The 22,584-nt window shown below is 34.1% G+C and carries 22 protein-coding genes; all 22 read right to left on the reverse strand.

The window, feature by feature from the left end; genetic code table 11:
- Positions 1–4 precede the first annotated feature (4 nt).
- Positions 5–442: a hypothetical protein gene (locus tag C4H12_RS07740; RefSeq protein ID WP_106098410.1), complete on the reverse strand. Its 438-nt coding sequence runs from the start codon at positions 440–442 to the stop codon at positions 5–7.
- 144 nt (positions 443–586) lie between these two features.
- Positions 587–1,054, reverse strand: coding sequence for a hypothetical protein (locus C4H12_RS07745; protein ID WP_106098411.1), 468 nt, complete (start codon positions 1,052–1,054; stop codon positions 587–589).
- A 17-nt stretch (positions 1,055–1,071) separates the two neighbouring features.
- Positions 1,072–1,680 carry a hypothetical protein gene (locus tag C4H12_RS07750; protein WP_106098412.1) on the reverse strand — a complete coding sequence of 203 codons (609 nt, stop codon included), beginning with the start codon at positions 1,678–1,680 and terminating at the stop codon, positions 1,072–1,074.
- A 13-nt stretch (positions 1,681–1,693) separates the two neighbouring features.
- Complete coding sequence (locus C4H12_RS07755) at positions 1,694–2,416, reverse strand: SMI1/KNR4 family protein (RefSeq protein ID WP_106098413.1); 723 nt, start codon at positions 2,414–2,416, stop codon at positions 1,694–1,696.
- 17 nt (positions 2,417–2,433) lie between these two features.
- Entirely contained in the window at positions 2,434–2,844 is a 411-nt protein-coding gene (locus C4H12_RS07760; protein WP_106098414.1) for an SMI1/KNR4 family protein, read from the reverse strand.
- Positions 2,845–2,888: 44 nt separating this feature from the next.
- On the reverse strand, positions 2,889–3,437 hold the full coding sequence (locus C4H12_RS07765; protein ID WP_106098415.1) for a hypothetical protein: 549 nt from the start codon (positions 3,435–3,437) through the stop codon (positions 2,889–2,891).
- Positions 3,438–3,478: 41 nt separating this feature from the next.
- Positions 3,479–4,879 carry an efflux transporter outer membrane subunit gene (locus C4H12_RS07770; RefSeq protein ID WP_106098416.1) on the reverse strand — a complete coding sequence of 467 codons (1,401 nt, stop codon included), beginning with the start codon at positions 4,877–4,879 and terminating at the stop codon, positions 3,479–3,481.
- Positions 4,880–4,881: 2 nt separating this feature from the next.
- Positions 4,882–5,433 carry a carboxypeptidase-like regulatory domain-containing protein gene (locus C4H12_RS07775; protein ID WP_106098417.1) on the reverse strand — a complete coding sequence of 184 codons (552 nt, stop codon included), beginning with the start codon at positions 5,431–5,433 and terminating at the stop codon, positions 4,882–4,884.
- Between the two features lie 12 nt (positions 5,434–5,445).
- The gene (locus C4H12_RS07780) at positions 5,446–6,006 is read right to left on the reverse strand and encodes an Ig-like domain-containing protein (protein WP_106098418.1); all 561 of its coding nucleotides are present in this window, start codon (positions 6,004–6,006) and stop codon (positions 5,446–5,448) included.
- A gap of 5 nt (positions 6,007–6,011) precedes the next feature.
- On the reverse strand, positions 6,012–6,884 hold the full coding sequence (locus C4H12_RS07785; protein ID WP_106098419.1) for a carboxypeptidase-like regulatory domain-containing protein: 873 nt from the start codon (positions 6,882–6,884) through the stop codon (positions 6,012–6,014).
- Positions 6,885–6,906: 22 nt separating this feature from the next.
- Positions 6,907–7,800 carry a hypothetical protein gene (locus C4H12_RS07790; RefSeq protein ID WP_106098420.1) on the reverse strand — a complete coding sequence of 298 codons (894 nt, stop codon included), beginning with the start codon at positions 7,798–7,800 and terminating at the stop codon, positions 6,907–6,909.
- Positions 7,801–7,832: 32 nt separating this feature from the next.
- Complete coding sequence (locus tag C4H12_RS07795; RefSeq protein ID WP_106098421.1) at positions 7,833–8,939, reverse strand: efflux RND transporter periplasmic adaptor subunit; 1,107 nt, start codon at positions 8,937–8,939, stop codon at positions 7,833–7,835.
- 830 nt (positions 8,940–9,769) lie between these two features.
- Positions 9,770–10,696 carry a carboxypeptidase-like regulatory domain-containing protein gene (locus C4H12_RS07800; protein WP_106098422.1) on the reverse strand — a complete coding sequence of 309 codons (927 nt, stop codon included), beginning with the start codon at positions 10,694–10,696 and terminating at the stop codon, positions 9,770–9,772.
- 21 nt (positions 10,697–10,717) lie between these two features.
- The gene (locus C4H12_RS07805) at positions 10,718–11,599 is read right to left on the reverse strand and encodes a carboxypeptidase-like regulatory domain-containing protein (RefSeq protein ID WP_106098423.1); all 882 of its coding nucleotides are present in this window, start codon (positions 11,597–11,599) and stop codon (positions 10,718–10,720) included.
- Between the two features lie 100 nt (positions 11,600–11,699).
- A complete protein-coding gene (locus C4H12_RS07810) occupies positions 11,700–12,839 on the reverse strand; it encodes a 6-bladed beta-propeller (RefSeq protein WP_164997597.1) in 1,140 nt (379 codons plus the stop codon).
- Between the two features lie 259 nt (positions 12,840–13,098).
- Positions 13,099–14,319, reverse strand: coding sequence for a 6-bladed beta-propeller (locus tag C4H12_RS07815; protein WP_106098425.1), 1,221 nt, complete (start codon positions 14,317–14,319; stop codon positions 13,099–13,101).
- A gap of 322 nt (positions 14,320–14,641) precedes the next feature.
- Positions 14,642–15,880 carry a 6-bladed beta-propeller gene (locus C4H12_RS07820; protein ID WP_129588220.1) on the reverse strand — a complete coding sequence of 413 codons (1,239 nt, stop codon included), beginning with the start codon at positions 15,878–15,880 and terminating at the stop codon, positions 14,642–14,644.
- 131 nt (positions 15,881–16,011) lie between these two features.
- Complete coding sequence (locus tag C4H12_RS07825; RefSeq protein ID WP_106098427.1) at positions 16,012–17,229, reverse strand: 6-bladed beta-propeller; 1,218 nt, start codon at positions 17,227–17,229, stop codon at positions 16,012–16,014.
- Between the two features lie 269 nt (positions 17,230–17,498).
- The gene (locus C4H12_RS07830; protein ID WP_106098428.1) at positions 17,499–18,539 is read right to left on the reverse strand and encodes a BF3164 family lipoprotein; all 1,041 of its coding nucleotides are present in this window, start codon (positions 18,537–18,539) and stop codon (positions 17,499–17,501) included.
- A 90-nt stretch (positions 18,540–18,629) separates the two neighbouring features.
- Positions 18,630–19,760, reverse strand: coding sequence for a 6-bladed beta-propeller (locus C4H12_RS07835; protein ID WP_106098429.1), 1,131 nt, complete (start codon positions 19,758–19,760; stop codon positions 18,630–18,632).
- A 304-nt stretch (positions 19,761–20,064) separates the two neighbouring features.
- Positions 20,065–21,231 (reverse strand): 6-bladed beta-propeller, encoded by a 1,167-nt coding sequence (locus C4H12_RS07840; RefSeq protein ID WP_106098430.1) that lies wholly within the window; start codon positions 21,229–21,231, stop codon positions 20,065–20,067.
- Positions 21,232–21,326: 95 nt separating this feature from the next.
- A complete protein-coding gene (locus C4H12_RS07845; RefSeq protein ID WP_106098431.1) occupies positions 21,327–22,547 on the reverse strand; it encodes a 6-bladed beta-propeller in 1,221 nt (406 codons plus the stop codon).
- Between the last annotated feature and the right edge of the window lie 37 nt (positions 22,548–22,584).

Below are 22,584 nucleotides of genomic sequence, written 5' to 3' on the forward strand. Positions count from 1 at the left end.
ATCTTTAATCCACAGGCTCTTCAGTAAGAAGATTTTGGAAGTCGGAAAAGTTTTCAGCTACTTTCTCACAAAACGTATCGCTATACCAAATCCAAAGCGAACCATCGTGCAGGTTGATAAACACAAATCCTTCGTTTACAGCACCTATAGCAAAGGCTGATTGGAGTTCTTCGGGGGTTAAAGTGTCTTCATCACGGGTTTGTAGCACCGAAAAAGCAACATCATCACAAGCAAAGAAAGCGTAATTGCAGAAAGATTCACTATAAGTGTGCGACAAGAGATCCTCTTTGTTCCATACTTCAATCTCGGTACTGTGTTCGTATTCTGTATGAGGATACAGCGTGAGCCATTCGGGGAAGGTCTCTCCCTTTTCCATACAGTTTATATACTCTTTTGGGAGCTCTCTCCCTAAGTATGTTGTAGGTAATACTTCGTTGTTCATAGGTTTGTTATATTTAGTTATATATATTCTTCAAATTTTCCTGACCGTAAAGCTTGCGTTTGCTCCGCTACAAGGTTTTGCATCTGCTCTTGTAGGTTTGAACCCCTTTTCTGTTCTTGATAATTTCTATATCCATACAATAAATTATTCCTCCTCATCTATATCCTCCTCATCTCCATCCATAGGCTCTTTAGTAAGAAGATTTTGGAAGTCGGAAAAGTTTTCAGCAACTTTCTCACAAAACATATCGTGATACCAAATCCAAAGCGAACCATCGTGCAGGTTGATAAACACAAATCCTTCGTTTACAGAACCTATAGCAAAGGCTGATTGGAGTTCTTCTGGCGTTAAAGTGTCTTCATCACGGGTTTGCAGCACCGAAAAATCAAGATCATCACGAGTAAAGAAAGCGTAATTGCAGAAAGATTCGCTATAAGTGTGCGACAAGAGAAATTCTTTGCTCCATACTTCAATCTCGGTACTGTGTTCATATTCTGTATGAGGGAACATTGTGAGCCATTCTGGGAAGGTCTCTCCCTTTTCAATACTGTTTACATACTCTTTTGGGAGCTCTCTCCCTAAATATGTTGTAGGTAATACTTCGTTGTTCATAGGTTTGTTATATTTAGTTATATATATTCTTCAAATTTTCCTGACCGCAAGGCTTGCGTTTGCTCTGCTACAAGGTTTTGCATCTGCTCTTGTAGGGCTACATCTTTACCATTGTTGACAATAATTACTCTTGTAGCGCGGAGTATCAAGCTCTTACGCATTGAAAACTCAAGCAGTAAATCATTCTCTTTTACAGCTTTTTTTAGTACTTGTTCGCGTTCTTTTATCGCTTCCAACGAAAAAATATTAGCAAAAAAGTTAGTAAAAAGATCTTGTGCCCCTTCAAAAGAGGAAGTATATAGGGTAACCTCTTTATAGCGTGCAAAAATAGTCTCTTTTTGCGCCTCTGTACACAGCGGATTGTTATAGAAAACGGATAAAATATCCCAAAAAGTATCCCATAGCGGAAACTCTTCGTCTAATGGTAACTTGATGATCTCCTCATAATAATACATTATGGGTTCATATTTCTCTTCTATATGGAAGCTTTGCAACAACGATTCCAACAGAAAACTATCACTATGGCGCTTGATACGGAACTTCTGTATCTTTTTAAGCCGTAGCCACAATACTTTTTCTGCATCGGTGGTACAAAAAGGAGCTATTTCTGATAAATAAATGTTCATTTTCTTTTTATGATTATTCTGTCATTTCAAAAAACCACTTCAAAAAAGGGTCTGTAATAGGTTCATCGCACATACTATGAGGGGTTACAACCTCTAAACCTATCTTAGGGATAGTGGTATGAAAGGTATTTTGTACCCACTCTTGGTATTGTGTATTGGGGTGAACGAATGTATTAATTCCAAGTTTATTAGGGGGAAGTGAATAATCCTCACCCCAGCAAATCTCATCATAGCCAATGGCTAAAAGGCGTAAGAAATCCAAAGCATTTTTTACTAATATACAAGTCATCACCGAACCTGAAGCTATTTGGGTATTACCTTCATCATCCAACCACATACACACAGGTGCTGGTCCCGAACCTATATGCACAATTTGGGTATGCCCTTCGTCATCTAGCCACAAGGCACATTCCGAACCATTGGCACCACTCTGTGCAAAGACGAGCAAACGGCGTCTTACTTCATCCTTATGTTTTTTGTAATAATTCTCCAACACTTCCTCACGGTCAATGTTTTTTAATACCGAAAAAGCAATGTCAGTCCCTCCTTCTCGTTCCTCTTCTTTCCAGCTTTCTCTTAGCTTATCTTGTGGGTAGAGATAGCCATAACGAATGCCTTCATTCTCTGAATAATATCCATTATCCTCTATCCACTGATAGAGTTGGCGGAGTTCCTCAGGGATTTGCATTCCTGCGGGAAGTGCGTTTTCTAATTGTTGCAATAAGATGTTTGACATTTTCCTAATTTAAGAGATTATTCTTTATGAAAAAGAGCAAAGAAATCTTCAATAGTATTGGCAATCACCCGCCAAGTAAGCTCCGCATCATCCCAGAAGATAATACGAGGTTGCTCTCCTACACTAAAATCCATACAAAACTGACAGTCTGCACCATCTACCCCAAATATGAATATCTTAGAAAAATCGGTAATATACCCTAAATCGTATTCATTAATACGCTCTGTGTCGGCATATTCTTCAGCCTCTTCAGTGGGGAAGTCTTCCACAAGTTCTTTACTGTGTTTTATTATTTGTTTTTCAGTTTTGTAGAATATGTTTAGTTCAGTTTCTATTGGATTTCCAAACTGATCTTTGTCAGCTACCCAACTATCATCGGAGTTGCTATACTTTTTAACTAATGCAAAATACTTTTCTGGAATTTTCATTTTTTATAATATTTTATTGAGTAAAATAGCTTTAGTGTTGTCCTCTATCCATTATACATCATCGCATCATACCAACCTTCAAAATCATCATTTAAGCCATTATCTTCCTGTCCCATAGGCACAAAAATATCTATCCCATTAGTACGCATAGGCTTTTTATAGAAGTTCAATTGCTTTTTTACCACTTCCCAGTTACCTGCCTCTTCAACCGTATTCAGACAACGGACTATTTGGGTTGTCCCTTTGTAGTCCAACCACAAAGCTACCATAGAACCGGTATACTCATTTCCTGCAATTTGTAAAAAACGCTGAGCTGCATTGTCGGCATTCTCACCAAAAGAAATGGTCATAAGTTCTTTCCTAAAATTTTCTTCTTCTATATAGAAGGCAATATCTATATCTACGTCTATATCATCTAGATATGTATTCCTAAGAGGATTTTTAGGATACAGATACCCATAGCGTACACCATCGTCTCTGTCCTCATAATAGCCATTATCTTCTATCCACTGATAGAGTTTGTGGAGTTCCTCAGGGATTTGCATTCCCTCGGGGAGGGCTTTTTCTAATTGTTGTAATAATATATTTGCCATAAAGTTCAGTTTTACTTGTTCCTTTGATAAGTTTTAATACTCTACCTCCATCCACCACCAAGGGCTTTATATAAGGTAATGCCGTATTGCATACGGGTAAACTGCGCGTTAGCTACACTAAGTTCGGCATTAAGTCTATTTACCTCAGCAGTAATAACCTCTAAATAGTTTACCATACCACTGTCAAAAAGCTGTTTAGAGTAATCTGTAGCTTCTTGGTAAGCTTTCATTTCTTTGGTTTTAAGCTCAATAAAAGCATCTTGATTTGCAAACTGGTGCATAGCATCCGATACTTCTTTCCCTGCCGATAGTATCGCCTTCTTAAAGTTCAATAAGGCAGTCTCTTGGGATGCTCTTTGTACCTCGTATTGGGTACGTATTTGCCTTTTATTCAATATCGGTTGCGCCAATCCTGCTACCAAGTTAGCAAACATTGATTTAGCCGAAAACCAAGTATCAAGTTCTGTACTACTTAAACCACCACGCGCCGATAAGGTAAGCGTCGGGAAAAAGTTAGCCCTAGCCACATTAGTAAGCTTAACAGCATTTATCAGATTGAACATAGCACGTGCTACATCAGGTCGATTCTCTAACAGTTTTACAGGATATCCTTGTTTAAAATCAGTAGGAAATTGCTGTTGCGCAAGGGTACTACGCTCAATAGCGTGAGGCTCTTCACCCAATAGTATACTTATGCTACTCTCAGCTGCCCATATACTGTTATCTATACTAATAAGCTGTGCTTTGGCATTATATACTAAGGCTTCTATCTGCTTTACAGCTACTTCAGTAGCCGAGCCCGCACTTTTAAGTTGCTTAGTTGTTTCTAAGCTCTTAGTGCGGAATTCTATAGTTTGCTCCAATACTTTTTTCTGCTCGTCCAACATTAATAGCTGGTAATAGGCAGTTGCCAAGGTAGCCACCACCTCCGATTGCACTGCTTTTTGTGCCTCCAAGGTCGCTAAATAAGTCGCTTTAGCGGCCTGTTGTTGCGCCGATAACTTACCCCAAATATCAGCTTCCCACGAAGCACTTCCTGTAAGGTCAAACAAGTTGTTGTAAGTACGTTCAGTAGCCAAGCTCCCTGCATTTAGAGATGAGGTACTACGGGTGTAGTTAGCCCCTACCAAAAGAGTAGGAATAAAGGCTGCCTTACTTTGTTTAAGATAAGCCTGTCCCGATACTACACTTTGTAGTGCCACACGCACATCAAGATTTTTATTAAGCGCTTTGTTTATATGTTCTTGCAAAAGTGGGTCAGTAAAAATATCACGCCACGATACCGCTCCACTGCTCAGGCTATCTACCAATACATTATCCACTCGGTATAATTTCTCACTGATGCCCTCAGGCATATATTCTTGCCTTTTAGGCGCTACACAAGCCGTAAAACTAAGGGCTATAGCAGCTATTGCTATTGATTTATAAATAATTCTGTTCATATTTAGTTATTAGTACTTTTCTCTTTATCTTTGATATGCTCGTTATAGTAATCTTGAGTGTAAACATATAGAATATAAGCGTAATAGTCCCTAATTCTATCCGAAAAAAAAGCATCTTCCTTTAGTACATATTGGTAAAACTCCCCGTTTCTTAGCCTTTCCTTAAAAGATTCTTTATCCTTTGCTTTAATAGGCACTCCATCAAGTACAAAAAGTATATCTGGATTTCGTGCCCCTTTTCTACACTCATGTATAGAACTAAAACCTACAAAAGCATCATAACTCTGATGAGGCGTTTCTTTTAGTACATAGTATGGAATTCCATCATAATAAGTTTGAGATTTCTTCTCCAATCTATAAAAATAAATAACATCCCATAGTTTAGCTTCTATTTTATATCTTCCTTTGCTATCAGTTCGCACTGTATCTCTTCCATTGGTAACCGGAAAATCAACATAAGGTCTGTCTTGATAGTCAGTAACCTTACCTGTTATAGTAATTTGTGCCATAGCCGAAAAGGTAAAAAAGAATAGAAATATAGTAATTCGTGTCATATCAAAAGCATTTTATTTCTTTTTACTCTTATTCTTTTTATGCCGATTATAGTAATCTTCAGTATAAGCTACTAATCCATATTGACTGCGATAGCCATAATGTTTAGATAACTCTTGATAGTCCATTACAGAATACTTATAAAACTGTCCACTCCTAAGTTCTTCTTTGAAAGCTTCTCTATCTCTTTCTTTAACTATCTTATCATTACGTATAAAAAGGATGCCACAACCATAAGCATATTCATATTCAAGACAAATACCACTCATATAGGTACTATCCATAGTATGGTTATATACTTGGTAAGGTGTGTCTTTAAACACCACATAGCAATACATCACTCCTCCAAAGTGAAGTGTATCCCACTGTTTTGCTTGTATCTTATACATACCATTGGCATCCGTTGTTACATAATTAGCGGCATAATGCCCTTCGTTTGTATAAGTTATCACGTCTGTATTTACAGTAATATTGGCAAGAGGCTTTCCTTGATAATCGGTAACCTTCCCTGTTATAGTGATTTGCGCCATAGCCGAGAGCGTAAAAAAGAATAAAAATATAGTAAGTCTGTTCATAGCTTTTATTTTTTAGTGTTTACAATGATTACTCCATAGACTCCAAGAGAGCCATATATCGAAGCTTGTTGTGCGTCCAACTCTATTATTTCCTCTATTTTCTTCCGTCGTATTTTTTTAAGAAACTCTTCCTTTTTTTCTATAGGCACTCCATCAAGAACAAACAATTTATTACAAGGCGATCCAAATACAGAAAGTGTAGAGGCTCTTGGGTCGCTTCTTCTTTCAATAGGAGGGTGTTGCACAAAGTTATGCCTTTGCTCTTTTGCTTCTTTTACAACAAGGTAACAATCCTCTATATTTTCAGCTTGTATCGCCTCCCAACGACGGGCTTGGATAGTGTAATTACCTATGCTATCAGTCAGAACCTCGTTATTACTATCATTGTTACGCACTTTAACATTAGCCAGTGGGTTACCTTCTTTATCAGTAACTTTCCCTGTTATAGTAATAAAAGAATTCATATAGTTATACCACCCTAAAATATTCCTATATTTCTGATATTTCTTTACCTTCCTTCTTGTCCAACGTTCCATTACAAGGCTATCAGCTTTTTGCTTAGCTGCTTTGGTGATAACATATATCAAGCCATTTATAGCACGTGATCCATATAAAGCTGTTATGATATCATTCCTTAATATATAAATTGTTTCAATCTCATCTGCTCTATTTTCCCATTCGTCAAGGAATTTATTATTATCACTAACACTTTCATCATCCAGCATAATAAGAGGAGGTGTATTTTTTACAATAGAATGACAGGCTCTAAAAGCAATTGCTATTTCGGATATAGCATTTGAATCTTCTATAGAGTCTTTAGCATCTTGTGCCATAGCCGAAAGTGTAAAAAAGAATATAAATATAGCAAGTCGGGTCATAGCTTATTGCTTTTTCTGAGCTTTACGGGCTTGTTGTTCTTTTAGCTTTTTCAGTAACTGCTACCAATACCCCATTAATAGCACCAGAGCCATAAATAGCTGTAGCTGCTGCTGGAGTAACGTAATGAATCTCTTTTGAAATCTTTAGCCTACTTGTTTTCTCTATAAACTCCTTCTTGTCCATAGGCATACCATCCAATACAAACAAGGGTGAAGCACAAGGATCCTCTGAAAATCGCATTATTGCATTTGGAGGAATCCGCTTTATCATCTCTTCTATATACGCTTTCTCAGCTTCTTTATAAGTTCCTTCAAATAATCCCTCAAAATTTATTTCTTGTTCTCTCTCTTCATCAGTAATCAGCTTGCAAGAAGTACAACAATGCACCATCAGCATATCCCAACGGTCTGCCTTGACAGTATAATTACCCAAACTATCTGTATAAGTATCGGTATTCCTATCTTTGTTATACACCCTAATATTAGCCAAAGGGTTCCCTTCTTTATCAGTAACTTTACCTGAAACCACTATAGGGCGTTGTGTTTGATAGAACTCCCATATCTCTCTATAATGCTGCTCCTTCCTATTAAGTTTTCTATTAGGCAGATTATTGGCAAGTGCTTCTGCCTTCTCAAAAGCATTTTTACTGATAATATATACCGCCCCATTTCTTCCCCTCTTACCAAAAAGACCTTTGGCTCTTGGCTCTGAAAACACCAAAATTTTGGCTATATCATCCATTTGCAAAGTCCTACCCTTCAAGAAGATTTTACTTACCTTCTTCCCATCAAGAATACAAAGAGGAGTCTTATAAGATATCTCTCCTAAATCTTTTATACCTCCCTCTTTAGTTTCCTTAGCTACTTGTGCTGTCAGAGGCACCCAAATAAGCATTAATAACCAAAAGCTCTTCATAATAAAATACTAAGTCTCAATATCACTCTGGCCTAAAATATAGGTTGTATCTTCTTCACCACACTTTCCATTGATACGCTCTCTGGCTTAATAACTACCCCGCTATGTACTTTGTTTAGTCCTTCTACCAAAATAGTATCTCCTTTTTTCAAACCGTTTTCTACCACCACATAGTTATCAGCGCGGTTCTTAACGGTAATCACTGTTTGCTTCAAAGTATCCTTTTCTGCCAATCTATACACAAAAACCTTCCCTTGTTGCTCAAAGGTAGCCACTTCTGGTATCACAAGTGAGTTTTTAAAGTGCTGTGGTATCTTTATCCTACCACTATTCCCATTGGTAAGCACTTTATTAGGATTAGGAAAAGTAGCCCTGAACTGAATACTACCCGTAGCAGCATCTATCTGCCCTGTTACAGCCTGTATCTTGCCTTTTTCAGCATACTCTTTACCATTAGCCAATACCAATGATACCTCAGGCAAATTCTTCAACTTCTCAGCAGTAGTCTTACCCTCAGTATCCGCCAAAAAATCAAGGTACTCCTTCTCATTCATCGAGAAGTAAGCATACACATCCTTCACATCCGATACCGTTGTAAGCACCGTATTGTTAGCCGTTACCAAAGCTCCTTCCCTATAAGCTATAGCGCCTACTACCCCACTCACCGGAGCCTTCACCACCGCAAAACCTATATTGCTCGCTACCTCATTATAAGCCGCTTGCGCACGCTGTAAGTTCGCCTTAGCCGTAGCCAGTTGCACACCACTCACAATATTCTTCTCTACCAAAGGCACCAGCTTATCCACTTCCACCTTAGCTGCATCTACCGCCGCCTTTGCCGATGCTGCCGACTGGTTCAAAGTCTGCGTCTCTAACTGAAAAAGCGGCTGTCCTTGCGTAACCACCTGCCCCTCATCCACCAATACTTTGGTAATATAACCCGATATCTTAGCCTGCACTTGGCTATTCACCACACCCTCTATATTCACAGGGTATGATAAGTCCGATACCGTATTTTGCTCATCTACCACAATTACCGGATACGAAGCAGGCTTTTTCGCTTCCTGCTTTTGCCCCTGCCCATTATTACAAGCTACCAACCCGATAGCCCCTAATGCTACTAAAAAGATTCTATTCATTTTTCTATTTTTTTAAAATTATTAGATTTAAAATATCTATCCAATCTATCTGTATCCAAACTCTTTTCTCTCTTCCAATCACTACCCCTGCCAATGAAAGATACCCCCCAATAGGCTCACCTTATATTGCGCAAAAATACGCCAAAAAAGATTACAGACAACTGCCTTTATACGTTAATCTTTTGTTAAACTTTCCCCTTGCCAAAACACCTATTTGTGCCACAAAAATACAATGTTTTCACCCTCCCCCACACATCTTATCGACAGAAACCCTCTTTTTATCGACAGAAACTCACCCTCCACCAGCCAGCCATACACCACATCCTCATTCACTAAGCATCCACCCCTCCCTTTCTACTCCCTTCACTTCCTCGTTCTATCTTACCTCCTACCTCTTATCTCTTACCTAAATTTCCTCTCCCCTTTATTGCGAATAATGCAAAAATCACCTACCCCTCCCTATTCCCTATCTCCTAACTCCTTCCCCCTAATAATCAACCCATTACACCCTACCCCTCCTACCTCTTATCTCTTATCTATTACCTACTTTAAACGAACGAATAACGAACTATAAACGAACTATAAACGAAGGATAAACATTATCCACCTGATTATCAGCCCCTCCACCTCCAAACATTCTCTTTGCATAATCCGCAACAAAATCTCCTAATCATTGCATTATATTCACATTTCACCCGTTTTTCCCCTATTTTTGTCAATTGCCAATAACCCTCCCTGCCATACGAGTAATAACAACAAAAAAAGCACCCCCAAAATAGGGGTGCTTAAATATAAAGATATTTCTATTTTTAAAAAAACTCGCCTCAGTGCTACTTCAGCTTATCACATTCCAAAATAACAGCAGGCGAAGGACTCGCTATTTCATACGAAAAAAAATCATAAGGACTACCATACCTCACTCTACAGTTTTTCAATTTAGTACGTGAAAAAGGCACATCATAATTCGCAATTACCGAGCCGTAAAAGTTATAAGTTTTGCTATCATTCTCCCACACCAAGTCATTACCTTTATCCAATTGGTAGATAACACATAATGAAATACCCTTAGGCAATATAATCCAATCATCTTTAGGTAATTCAATCGTGTTCCAACCCCTCTTTTCAGCAGTAAATACAATAGGTTTATGGCTCACATCGTATGAATGCGAGTCCGTAAATTTATTCATATACCCTTGCTTAAACTTCCTACTCTTATCAAAACCCACTATTTTCATCACAAAGGTACTGCCCAGCTTTCCTTCATCAGCTATAAAATAACTAAACTTCCGCAATACCGATCTCGAACTCGCTTTCACCAAAAAACCAAAAGGCGTTTTCTTCTCTAAAAACTCACCTGTTGTTTTTCCTTTTTTATTCACCTGTATAGGGTATTCTACCGAGCCGTACTGTATTTTCTCGTAAGTAACATTAGCCGTTACAGTAGTTTCATCCAGCTCATACATTATAGGGGTAAGCCTTATTTTCAAGTTCTTATCTTCACTCTTAAGGCGTATAATCGTATCCCGATAGCCTATAGCCGAAAATACAAACTCCTTTTCATTGTATTTTTCAGGAACACGAAAGCCAAACTTACCATCACCATCAGCAGTACTACCTATAGTAGCCTGCTCTTTACAATAAATATTAGCATAAGGCACCTTTTCATCGGTAAAAGCATCTACCAACTCACCATTCACTTTTTGGGCTTGTACCAAGCCAAAAACACTACTCAGGATTAAAATTAAAATCTTTTTCATTATTATAACAGAAGAATTTTGTTAATACTGAAAATCAAATACTATTGCAGCACTTTCGCTTGGAACATCTTCGTACTTTGAAAAATAAAACATATTATTAACAGAACCATACATCACACTGCTTTGCACATATTTTTTGTATGAAGCCAAACTCACCCCTACTCGAGGTTCTTTGTACTCATTGTACCATTTCCCTAATTTGTTACTATCCACCTGCCCTATGATAAATACTATTGCCTTTTTAGGCATTTTCACTGGCGGTATCTCATAAGTATTCCAGCCCTTTTTACATTTTAATACTATAGGCTCCAACAGAAGGTCGTAATAATTATCAATTCTATTTACCCCTGTCGAAAACTTTTTGCTTCTATGAGTCATAAGGCGCAAAATAAGTTCACCCTCATCATCACCCTCACCCGATATGTAAAGATGAATTCTCTTTAAGGCTATATCCCCCTTCAGCTTCCTCAGGTCAAACCATCCTGCACGGCGGGTATTTCTCTCAAAACCATCAATTTTCCCTGTCTTTAATCCCGATTTATCTACCTTCTCTCCTATCGAAAAGATAGGCGCATTAGCATCAGCACTCACTGTAGGTGCAGCAGCTTCTGCTTGTGGCGTAAGCTCATAGCGCCCTTCTCGCTGTTGGTACGTAATATCTACCAGCATATCCGTATAGCCAGTTGCAGTAATACGATATTTTTGGTACAAATCCTCCGTAAGGGTAAGGGTAAAGTTCCCATTGGCATCGGTAGTAGTCCCCACAGCATCTTCATTACTTATGTAATAAATACCAGCATAAGCTATAGGGCGTTTAGTGTTTTTATCCACTACTTTCCCCTTAAAAGTAACCTGTGATAAAGCCACCAAAGGGAATAACAATAACATACATAATAATTTCATTTCCTTTTAATATTAAGTTGTTTATTTTAGGGTAAGGTTGTCCATTCTGCTACAAAAGTTCCAAGCATTACAATTACCAATACCAAGAACATTTTTGTTTTTATAGTAATTTATACATTAACAAAAAAACCTCTTCAGTATCTTTAGCCTCATATAGCTTCCGTTGCCAGCCATTAAGGCTATTTACATCAGTATCCTCAGGAAAAATCATATCAATATCTTCCGAAAAAATAACCGATACATAGTAATCATTGTAAGTACCTACAGGGTAAGGCACCGCTTTACTTGTTTTAGAAAGGCGCAATACACCGTAATCTTTCACTTCATTTGTTTGTAAGTTACATACAGCCACATTCTTCAGTTCAGGCGTTTTAAATATATAGTAAAATGCCATTTTTGGATGATTATAAGTAATATTCTGCACCCAAGTAGCCCTAATACCACTTGCAAAACTCTCCTCAAAATCACTTGCTTCAGCCTTTTTCCAGTTATTTTCAGGAATATTGTACTTGCCAAAATCTACCTTAGCCAATAAGTCCGTTTGCTTGTCAGTAATTTTGTAAAGACGTGTAAACTCATTAGGCGAAGCGTAAAGAGTAAAATCATTCCTGCCTACCATAGTATTAGGGTACGATAGTTCAATACTTGCAGCATCATTAGTAATCCCTTCTATAGGGGTAGCTTGCAATGATGAAAGGTTCAATCGTTCTAATCCCACATACTTATTATTGGTAATATTCTCATCACTTACTGTTAGTAACTCATTAGTGCTTAAATACTCAAAGTTTAGTAAGTACTTCTGATAAGCAGTAGTAGCTATATGCTCAAAATTAGGTACCGAATAGCTTACAAAGCCCAAAGGGCGTTGGTACACTGTCATTTGCTTAGCATCAGGGCTAATAGCAAAAGCACTAATGTTATGATACTCTTTAGGACCCTGCCCTTGCTGGCGTAGCTGTCCCAAATACTTCCCTTGTGCATTGAACATTGTAATACTCTTCGTCTGGTTTTCATCACACAAAAAGAGCTTATCATCCTTGCTCTTCAATGCCGAAATTTCACCAAACAATACCCCCTTAGGTATTTCCAACCTGATTAATTGTATATCAGTAGCAGCTTCCTCCAAAAGAGTTATTTTCTCTTCAGGGTTCATAGTTATAGTAGGAGCGTTACCTTCCGTTTGCTGCTTGCAGGCTATAAGCCCTACAAATCCTACAATGTACAAGTATTTCTTCCTCATAACATTTGCATTTAACATTTTTTTACTATAGCTCCTTGCCACACCAATTGTAGCAGTAAGTAAGCTGTTTAATTTTCTTTTATTCATATTTTACTTTTCTTCAATCTTTAAAGCAACAAAAATACAATATTTTTTATAAATGTCAAAAATGTTTAAAAAAATCAATAAAAAACTCTCTCATTCTTTTACGAACAAGAGAGTTGTATGAATAGAATATTTTTAGAAAAAAGTTTTATGAGTAATACTCCCAAACAGAAAGTTAAAACTCTTTTAAAGTGAAATATACTAGTACAGGGTTATCATCATCTTTAAAGTGTTTAGCCTTCTCTTTATCAGCATCTGAAAGAATAGGATAATCTTTGAAAGCGTTATAATATTTTGGAAAAGGTTTAAAAAAACTTACAAACTCATTGCCAAAAGTAGCCTTAGGAAGGGCTATAAAGGCCATTCCCTTATAACTTACAGGGATATTACCTCCTATCATATTACCTGTTTTCTTATCACGATAAACTATACCTTCATAGTTTTTAAATTCATTTCTCACAAAAAAAGCATTCTGATTATAAGTTTCAAGATAATCACCCATACAATAATAATAATCATTATAAAAAGCTGCTTTATTAAAAACATCAAATGTATCGCTATAAATATATTTACGAGGTAATTTTTTATCGTAATCTAATACAAATTCGGCTGATAGCTTATTATTCTTATAATTATACTGATAAATAGTATCTGATATGTCTGAAGTTATCTTTAGCATATCGCCTACCTTATGAAGATAAGTATATGCAGAAAAGGCTCGTATCTTTTTATGTTCAGGTAACGCTACTGAATTCAGTTTGAAATTCTTTTCTGTAAATAGTAATCTGTAATTTTGTTTGTCTCCCATCTGCATATCACCTTGTTCTGTAAGTGCTTTCATCACATAGCCTTTCGGAGTAACTGCTAAGTTATAAAATCCCAAAGGCAATTTTTCCCGACGGAGATAATTACCTTGCTTATCAAAGAAAAGAAAAAAAGAATGTTGGTACGCCACAAGCTCATTTTTTTGAAAATCATAGTCGATATCATAAAGACGTTGTAATTCACCAGGTCCTTGTCCGTGCGAAAAGCGTTTTACAAATTTACCATCTTTAGTAAACATAACAATACTACCTTCTTTATATTCATCCAATATATAAATATATTCATCAGTAGTAATTATTTTTCGGATATTATCTAATAGGCTTTTATTTGTAGTTTCTAAAGGTACAAGCCTTACCGTTTTTAATATGCTACCAAAATCAAATTCTTTTTCTTCTCCTAAAAAAGGATTAAGATTAAGATGTTTAGTTTGTGAGGTTTCAGGAGTTATGATTTGGGTATCATCCAACTGTAATGTTGCTATTTCTTCCTCAGTATAATGACTCCCTGCCACTCTTCCTGTTTGGCAGGCTACTAAAAATAAAACAAATAGAGAATTAATAACTTTTTTCATATAAAAATGCCTTTTAAAATATACTTTTCTAAAATAAATTAGCTGCTTTTACATCATTTGTAATAGCTCAATATATAAGGATTCTCGCACTGCATAGCCTTCTATTTACTTTCTATTTAAAAAAGATATAAACCCTTATAACAATTCCGCGACAAATATAGAATACTTCTATAAAACTTCCAAATTTAAAATGTTAAAATTTAAGAGTCTTTTTAATTAATAGACAATAAAAAAACTCTCTCATTCTTTTACGAACAAGAGAGTTGTATGAATAGAATATTTTAGCTGAAAAGTTTTATGAGTAATACTCACAAATAGAAAGTTAAAACTCTTTTAAAGTGAAATATACTAGCATAGGGTTATCATCGTCCTTAAACTGTTTTATTTTTTCTTTATCGGCTTCTGAAATGAGTTTGCTATTCTTTAATTTTTCATACCTATTAATGTAAGGATTGTATACTGAAACAAAGTAATTTTTATCTACCCCTATTGGAAAATTGAAAGCAGGAACTTCTTCCAAATTTAACATCGCAGAAGTACCACCTATCATATTACCTGTTTTTTTATCTCGGTACACTATAGTTTGAAGATTGATATAATTATTCCATAAAAAGAAAACATTCTGTGAGAAAGTCTCAAAATACTCCCCTATATTAAAATAGTAATCATTATTTTTTGTTACTTCTTGAAAAACACGAAAATTTTCTCCATAAAGATATTTTTTAGGAAGTTTTTTGTCATAATCTAAAACAAACTCTGTATATAGTTTATTTTTTTTAGCATCATACTTATAAATACTATCAGAATACCTACCAGCTAAGGTTATCAAACTATCATTTTTGTACAAATAAGTGTGAGCTGACATAGCTTTTATATCTTTTGGCTGATACACAGCAACTGATTTTAAGGTGAAAATCTTATCAGTAAATAAAAAAGTATACCCTTCCTTATCGTCTAAGTGTGTATTACCTTGTACGGGAGCTGTTCTAAGTATATAACCATTGTCAAGTGATATAAAATTATCAAAATTTATCGGTAATCGTTCCTGACGAAGAAAATTCCCTTCTTTATCAAAGAAAAGAAAAAAAGAATGCTGATAAGCAATAAGTTCATTAGTTTGAAAGTCATAGTCTATATCATAAAGACGTTGCAACTCTCCAGGTCCTTGCCCGTGTGAAAGTCGTTTTATAAACTTACCTTCTTTGGTGAAAATAATAAGACTTTTTCCTTTAAAATTGTCCATTATATAGATATATTCATCAGTTGTAATCACTTTGTAAATACCATCTAATAAACTATTTTTAGTAGTCTCTAACGGAACAATTTTCACTTCTTTTACAATATTACCAAAATCAAATTCTCTTTTACCTAAAAAAGGAGTAAGGTTAATATGGATAATACTATCTGTCTGCGGCTCCAATACTTGTGTTCCTGATAAATGAAGAGATTCAATCTGTTGCTCAGTAAAACGAACCTCTTCAGGAGTGTTATTATCGCAGGCTACTAAAAACAAAAAAACAATTATATAAGTAAAATATCTATGCATAAAAAATAATTTCATAGTGTTTAGGGCTAAGTTTTCTAAAATAACAATTTCAGTGTTAAGCTGCTTGCTCACTCCATAATTGGCAATTGCACTGATAGTAAGAACAACTAAACTTACAATATTTTTCCTTTAAATAAAAACTCTTCTTAAAACTCTTTTAAAGTGAAATATACTAATACAAAGTTATCATCATCTTTAAAGTGTTTGGCCTTCTCTTTATCAGCATCTGAAAGAATAGGATAATCTTTGAAAGCGTCATAATCATTTGAATGAGGTTTAAAAGTACTGACAAACTCATTACCAAAAGTAGCTACAGGAAAAACTATAAAGGCCATTCCCTTTTCACTTCTAGCTATGCTACCTCCTATCATATTGCCTGTTTTCTTATCACGATAAACTATGTTAAGATAGTTTTTAAAATCATTTCTCACAAAAAAAGCATTCTGATTGTAAGTTTCAAGATAATCACCCAAGCAATAATAATAATCATTATTATAAATTGCTTTTTCAAAAAGATCAAATGTGTCGCCATAAATATATTTGCGAGGTAATTTTTTATCGTAATCTAATATAAATTCGGCTGATAGCTTATTATTCTTATAATTATACTGATAAATAGTATCTGATATCTCTGAAGTTATCTTTACCAAATCACCTACCTTATAAAGATAAGTATATGTGGATAAGGCTCGTATCTTTTTATGTTCAGGTAAGGCTACTGAATTCAATTTAAAATTCTTTTCTGTAAATAGTAACCTGTAATTTTGTTTGTCTTCCATTTGGATATCACCTTGTCCTGTAATTGCTTTCATCACATAGCCTTTTGGAGTAACTGCTAAGCTATGAAACCCTATAGGCAATTTTTGGCGACGGAGATAATTACCATGTTTATCAAAGAAAAGAAAAAAAGAATGTTGGTACGCCACAAGCTCATTATTTTGAAAATCATAATCAATATCATAAAGGCGTTGTAATTCACCAGGTCCTTGCCCATGCGAAAGGCGTTTTACAAATTTACCATCTTTAGTAAAGATAATAACACTACATCCTTTATATGCATCCAATATATAAATATATTCATCAGTAGTAATTATTTTTCGGATATTATCTAATAGGCTTTTATTTGTAGTTTCTAAAGGCACAAGCCTTACCGTTTTTAACACACTACCAAAATCAAATTTCTTTTCTCCTAAAAAAGGATTAAGATTAAGATGTTTAGTTTGTGAGGTTTCAGGAGTTATGATTTGGGTATCATCCAACTGTAATGCAGCTATTTCTTCTTCAACATACAGACTCCCCGTCATTCTTCCTGTTTGGCAGGCTACTAAAAATAAAACAAATAGAGAATTAATAATTTTTTTCATATAAAAATGCCTTTTAAAATATACTTTTCTAAAATAAATTACCTGCTTTTAGATCATTTGTAATAGCTAATATAGATATAAACCCTTATAACAATTCGGCGACAAATATAGAATGCTTTTGTAAAACTTCCAAATTTAAAATGTTAAAATTTAAGAGTCTTTTTAATTAATAGACAATAAAAAACTCTCTCATTCTTTTACGAATAAGAGAGTAGTATAAATAGAAAATAAGATATATTTCATTGTTTGAGGGGAAGTTAATCTTTTAGTTACAAATCTCTTAAATTATACATTACAACATCATTACCTATTTTCTTATCATCAATAAGAGCATAAAGAGTATTCTCTTTTATTGTGATTGAAGTAACATTATAATCTAACTGTAACATACTTATAGGTTTGCCTTCCCAATCGTATATGTGTACTATATTTCCTGCATAAAAAGCATTCTCAGGACTTTGTATTTTTCCAGAATACAGAGCAAAAACATACTTATCAGTAGCTGTTACTGATAAGTACCCCCAACGTGTTTTTTTAGTAGGAAGAAAGTTAGGGGTTCCTCCTATATTTTCTGTAGCAAATTCTGGAGAAAAATATTCTATACGATGTATTTCTTCTGCTTGTTTTTGGGCAGCATTCCATTCAAAAAACTGTATAATGCCACCATAACGTGTAGCTAAAGCAAATCTATTGCCATTAGGTTCCTTGCATATTTGGGATTGATAAGCCAATCCTAATACTTGGAAAGGTGTATTTGTATATGTTTCTTTATTAACAGGATAATTGCCTGTAGTTACAACATTTTCTCCTTGAGCATCCAATACTAAAAGTCTTTTTTTATCAGGGAAAAAACCACTTGCTATATAGTAAGGAGGTATTTCTATCACCGAGAGTATATAGCTTTCTTCTATTTGGAAAAGTTTTTTTGGATTTGTTTTTTTTGCAACAACACTATCCAAGTCATATTTCAAAAAACTCATTTTGCCAAAATCAAATACTTTAAAAGCATTTTGTTCAACAATGACAGCTCCAGGATTCATTAGTTCGTCTGGTCCTCCTCCTCGCGTGCCAAAATGATATGCTTGGTAAGGCTTTTTCAAGTCGATAGCTGTAAAAAGAGTTTTTGTATGCTCATCGTGGAGTAACAGTTTATCACCTACCATTTCTATTGAAAAGGCTTTTCCTAATGAATCTCCAATGAACCAACGTTCACCGGTAAGCGTTAAAGTTTTAGGAAAGTCTTCTTTTTTAGAAGAAATATTGCAACTGCTTATAGTCATAGACAGAAGTAAATAAAATAATTCTTTCATATATTTTTATATTTAAAAATTTCTACCTGCATAGTTGTAAGTAACATTGGCACCTTTTCTTTGTAGGGTAACGGAGGAGGATCTACAAACTTACTTTATTTTTGCTGTAAATAACAGAGGATTATCATCTATTTTCAAATTAGAAAAAGGTTCTTCTACTTTTTGCTTACTATCTAATAACCATTGAGTAGGTACTGTAAAAAGTACTTTATCATTTTGGGCAAAAAAGATGAAATCATTATCTTGAAAAGGAAGGGGTGTAGGAGTTGGTAAAAAAACATCATCAATAATACTATCATAAGAAATAGAATGATGTGTAAGTTTATCATATTCCACTAAGTATTTCTTTCCTTTATAATAACACTGAAAAAAGAGTTTGTTTTCAGTTTCAAATACATTGTAAGTGCTATTCACATAATTGTGTTTCTTTATTTCCTGAAAAAATTCAAACACATTGGCAAAATGATGTTTTTCATAAAAACTAGTAGGTATATTACCTTCATAGTATGAAATAGCATATTTAGGTTCTAATTTGTTAGGTTGTAGGGTATAGATAGTATCATTAAAAGGTTCAAAGAACAACAATTCGTTTTTTCTTTTATAAAAATTTATCAGGTTAAAGATATGCAGATATTTACTTTTATTTTTGTCTATTTCAGCAAAAGCAGCATTATGTTTAGGAGCTAATACTCTAAATTTGTATTTATTATTTTCATCTCGTTCATTACCATTGTAGACAAATAAGTTATTATCATTACGAATAAACTTAATAGCCAAAAAGTTTAGTGGAATTTCACTTAGGTATTTGTTGTTATAATCGTATTGTAGTATTTTTTTTTGATTTTTATCTAATACTTCTATTACTTGAAGATTATCATCTACGAAAAAGTCAGAAATAGAGGTGTATTCGCCACGCCCTATACCGCAATGTTTAATAGTTTGTATTAGTTCACCTTTATAATTGAAAATGAGGATACTTTTATTACTTTCCAAAAACACTAAACTATCTGTAAAATTAATTTTAGCTTCAGGTTCAACTAGTATTGTATCTGATGTTTCTAAAGGGATAACTTCTATATCTGAAAAAATATGAGAAAGATGAACAGGTTTATCTTCTAATTGTACTGAAATAGAAGTAAGTTCATCATCTTTGCTACTTTGAATATTACAACTAATCATCAAAGTTACTAATAAATAGGATAATAGTATAATAAATTTCATTTCTTTATATTTTAAATTTTGCAGTGAAGAAGCGAACCAAAAATAAATAACACTCTTAAGTTCATTTTATCACCTCTTTAGATTGCTTTTTCTTATCTACAAACAAGAAAGACATAAGCCCTTATAATTTTGGGACAAATATAGAATGCTTTTGTAAAACTTGCAAATTTAAAATGTTAATTTTTAAGCGCTTTTTTAATTAATAGACAATAAAAAACTCTCTCATTCTTTTACGAATAAGAGAGTTATATACATAGAATATTTTAGCTAAAAGGTTTTATGAGTAATACTTCCAAACAGAAAGTTAAAACTCTTTTAAAGTGAAATATACTAATATAGGGTTATCATCATCTTTAAAGTGTTTAGTTTTCTCTTTATCAGCCTTCGAAAGAAGAATATTATCTTTGAGAGTTTCATAATTATCTGAATGAGGCTTAAAAAAACTAATAAATTCATCGCCAAAAGTAGCTATAGGAAAAGCTATAAATGCAAATGATTTTTCTTTTGTACTTATAGAGCTATTACCTCCTATCATATTGCCTGTTTTCTTATCACGATAAACTATACCTTCATAGTTTTTAAATTCATTTTGCACAAAAAAAGCATTCTGATTATAAGTTTCAAGGTAATCACCCAAGCAATAATAATAATCATTATGATAAGCTGCTTTTTTAAAAACATCAAATGTATCGCCATAAATATATTTGCGAGGCAATTTTTTATCATAATCTAATACAAACTCTGCCGATAGCTTATTATTCTTATAGTTATACTGATAAATAGTATCTGATATCTCTGAAGTTATCTTTACCAAATCACCTACCTTATGAAGGTAATTATTTGCAGAAAAGGCTCGTATTTTTTTATGTTCGGGTAGGGCTACTGAATTCAGTTTAAAATTCTTTGTTGTAAATAGTAATCTGTAATTTTGTTTGTCTTCCATCTGGATATCACTTCGTCCTGTAAGTACTTTCATCACATAGCCTTTGGGAGTAACTGCTAAATTATAAAACCCCAAAGGCAATTTTTCTTGACGGAGATAATTACCTTGTTTATCAAAGAAAAGAAAAAACGAATGTTGGTATGCCACAAGCTCATTATTTTGAAAATCATAGTCGATATCATAAAGGCGTTGTAATTCACCAGGTCCTTGCCCGTGTGAAAGGCGTTTTACAAATTTACCATCTTTAGTAAAGATAATAATACTACCTTCTTTATATCTATCCATTATATAAATATACTCATCAGTAGTAATTATTTTTTGAATATGATCTAATAGGCTTTTATTTGTAGTTTCTAAAGGTACAAGCCTTACCGTTTTTAATATGCTACCAAAATCAAATTCTTTTTCTTCTCCTAAAAAAGGATTAAGATTAAGATGTTTAGTTTGTGAGGTTTCAGGAGTTATGATTTGGGTATCATCCAACAGTAATGTCGCTATTTCTTCTTCAGTATAACGACTCCCCGTCATTCTTCCTGTTTGCAGGCTACTAAAAATAAAACAAATAGAGAATTAATAACTTTTTTCATATAAAGGTTTTATGAGTAATACTTCCAAACAGAAAATTAAAACTCTTTTAAAGTGAAATACAACAATATAGGGTTATCATCGTCCTTAAACTGTTTGATTTTTTCTTTATCGGCCTCAGAAATATATTTGCTGTTTTTTAAAACAGCATAATCATTAGCATCAGGGGTGTATAAGGAAACAAAATTATCACCCGCTACCGCTATAGGAAACCCAAAAAAAGGTATTTCACTACGATTAAAACTTGTTATGGCTCCTCCTATCATATTGCCCGTTCTTTTATCTCGAAAAATAATATTTTGATAGCCATTATAATAATTTTGGAGAAAGAATACATTTTGAGAAAATGTCTCAAGGTAGTCTCCTATATTAAAATAGCAATCATTATTTTGAGAATACCTTTCAAAAACACTAGAATCATCTCCGTAAATATACTTTTTAGGAAGTTTTTTATCGTAATCTAAAACAAATTTGGTATATAGTTTATCCTTTTTTGCATCATATTTGTAAATACTATCAGAAAAATGCCCTGTTAAACTTATCAAACTATCATTTTTATATATATAATAATAAGCTGACAGTGCTTTTATATCTTTCGTTTGAGATATAGCTACAGATTCCAAACTAAAATCAGTTTTTGTAAACAAAAAAGCATAGTTCTTTTTTTCATTTAGGTGTGTATTACCTTGTTTAGGAATAGCTTTGAATATATAGCCATTATCAACCGCTATAAAATTATAAAAGTTAATAGGCAATCGTTCTTGACGAAGATAGTTCCCTTCTTTATCAAAAAACAGAAAAAAAGAATGCTGGAAAGCTATTAACTCTTTTGTATCAAAGTTATAATCAATGTCGTAAAGACGTTGCAGTTCGCCAGGTCCTTGACCGTGTGAAAGACGTTTTACAAATTTACCTTCAGCCGTAAAAATGATAATACCTCCTCGTTTAAATCTATCGAATATATAGATATAGTTATCGGTAATAATAATCTTAAGAATTCCATCAACCAAACTTTCTTCTGTTGTTTCTAAGGCAACTAATTTTACTTTTTCTACCATACTACCTAAATCAAATTCCTTTTTCCCAAGAAAAGGAGTAAGATCTAAATGGGTAGCCATTTTTTCTTCAGGAACCAATATTTTAGTATCACCTAAATGCAGGGAGGCTATTTGTTGTTCAGTAAAACGAACCTCTTTAGGAGTGTTATTATGGCAGGCTACTAAAAATAAAACAAATAGAGAATTAATAACTTTTTTCATATAAAATGGCTTTTAAAATATACTTTTCTAAAATAAA

The organism is Capnocytophaga sp. oral taxon 878 (assembly GCF_002999135.1).
Lineage (GTDB): Bacteria > Bacteroidota > Bacteroidia > Flavobacteriales > Flavobacteriaceae > Capnocytophaga.

Excerpts from the sequence above, each read along its gene's own strand:
- C4H12_RS07740 (WP_106098410.1), bottom strand. The coding sequence starts at position 442 with ATGAACAACGAAGTATTACCTACAACATACTTAGGGAGAGAGCTCCCA.
- C4H12_RS07745 (WP_106098411.1), bottom strand. The coding sequence starts at position 1,054 with ATGAACAACGAAGTATTACCTACAACATATTTAGGGAGAGAGCTCCCA.
- C4H12_RS07750 (WP_106098412.1), bottom strand. The coding sequence starts at position 1,680 with ATGAACATTTATTTATCAGAAATAGCTCCTTTTTGTACCACCGATGCA.
- C4H12_RS07755 (WP_106098413.1), bottom strand. The coding sequence starts at position 2,416 with ATGTCAAACATCTTATTGCAACAATTAGAAAACGCACTTCCCGCAGGA.
- C4H12_RS07760 (WP_106098414.1), bottom strand. The coding sequence starts at position 2,844 with ATGAAAATTCCAGAAAAGTATTTTGCATTAGTTAAAAAGTATAGCAAC.
- C4H12_RS07765 (WP_106098415.1), bottom strand. The coding sequence starts at position 3,437 with ATGGCAAATATATTATTACAACAATTAGAAAAAGCCCTCCCCGAGGGA.
- C4H12_RS07770 (WP_106098416.1), bottom strand. The coding sequence starts at position 4,879 with ATGAACAGAATTATTTATAAATCAATAGCAATAGCTGCTATAGCCCTT.
- C4H12_RS07775 (WP_106098417.1), bottom strand. The coding sequence starts at position 5,433 with ATGACACGAATTACTATATTTCTATTCTTTTTTACCTTTTCGGCTATG.
- C4H12_RS07780 (WP_106098418.1), bottom strand. The coding sequence starts at position 6,006 with ATGAACAGACTTACTATATTTTTATTCTTTTTTACGCTCTCGGCTATG.
- C4H12_RS07785 (WP_106098419.1), bottom strand. The coding sequence starts at position 6,884 with ATGACCCGACTTGCTATATTTATATTCTTTTTTACACTTTCGGCTATG.
- C4H12_RS07790 (WP_106098420.1), bottom strand. The coding sequence starts at position 7,800 with ATGAAGAGCTTTTGGTTATTAATGCTTATTTGGGTGCCTCTGACAGCA.
- C4H12_RS07795 (WP_106098421.1), bottom strand. The coding sequence starts at position 8,939 with ATGAATAGAATCTTTTTAGTAGCATTAGGGGCTATCGGGTTGGTAGCT.
- C4H12_RS07800 (WP_106098422.1), bottom strand. The coding sequence starts at position 10,696 with ATGAAAAAGATTTTAATTTTAATCCTGAGTAGTGTTTTTGGCTTGGTA.
- C4H12_RS07805 (WP_106098423.1), bottom strand. The coding sequence starts at position 11,599 with ATGAAATTATTATGTATGTTATTGTTATTCCCTTTGGTGGCTTTATCA.
- C4H12_RS07810 (WP_164997597.1), bottom strand. The coding sequence starts at position 12,839 with ATGAGGAAGAAATACTTGTACATTGTAGGATTTGTAGGGCTTATAGCC.
- C4H12_RS07815 (WP_106098425.1), bottom strand. The coding sequence starts at position 14,319 with ATGAAAAAAGTTATTAATTCTCTATTTGTTTTATTTTTAGTAGCCTGC.
- C4H12_RS07820 (WP_129588220.1), bottom strand. The coding sequence starts at position 15,880 with ATGAAATTATTTTTTATGCATAGATATTTTACTTATATAATTGTTTTT.
- C4H12_RS07825 (WP_106098427.1), bottom strand. The coding sequence starts at position 17,229 with ATGAAAAAAATTATTAATTCTCTATTTGTTTTATTTTTAGTAGCCTGC.
- C4H12_RS07830 (WP_106098428.1), bottom strand. The coding sequence starts at position 18,539 with ATGAAAGAATTATTTTATTTACTTCTGTCTATGACTATAAGCAGTTGC.
- C4H12_RS07835 (WP_106098429.1), bottom strand. The coding sequence starts at position 19,760 with ATGAAATTTATTATACTATTATCCTATTTATTAGTAACTTTGATGATT.
- C4H12_RS07840 (WP_106098430.1), bottom strand. The coding sequence starts at position 21,231 with ATGACGGGGAGTCGTTATACTGAAGAAGAAATAGCGACATTACTGTTG.
- C4H12_RS07845 (WP_106098431.1), bottom strand. The coding sequence starts at position 22,547 with ATGAAAAAAGTTATTAATTCTCTATTTGTTTTATTTTTAGTAGCCTGC.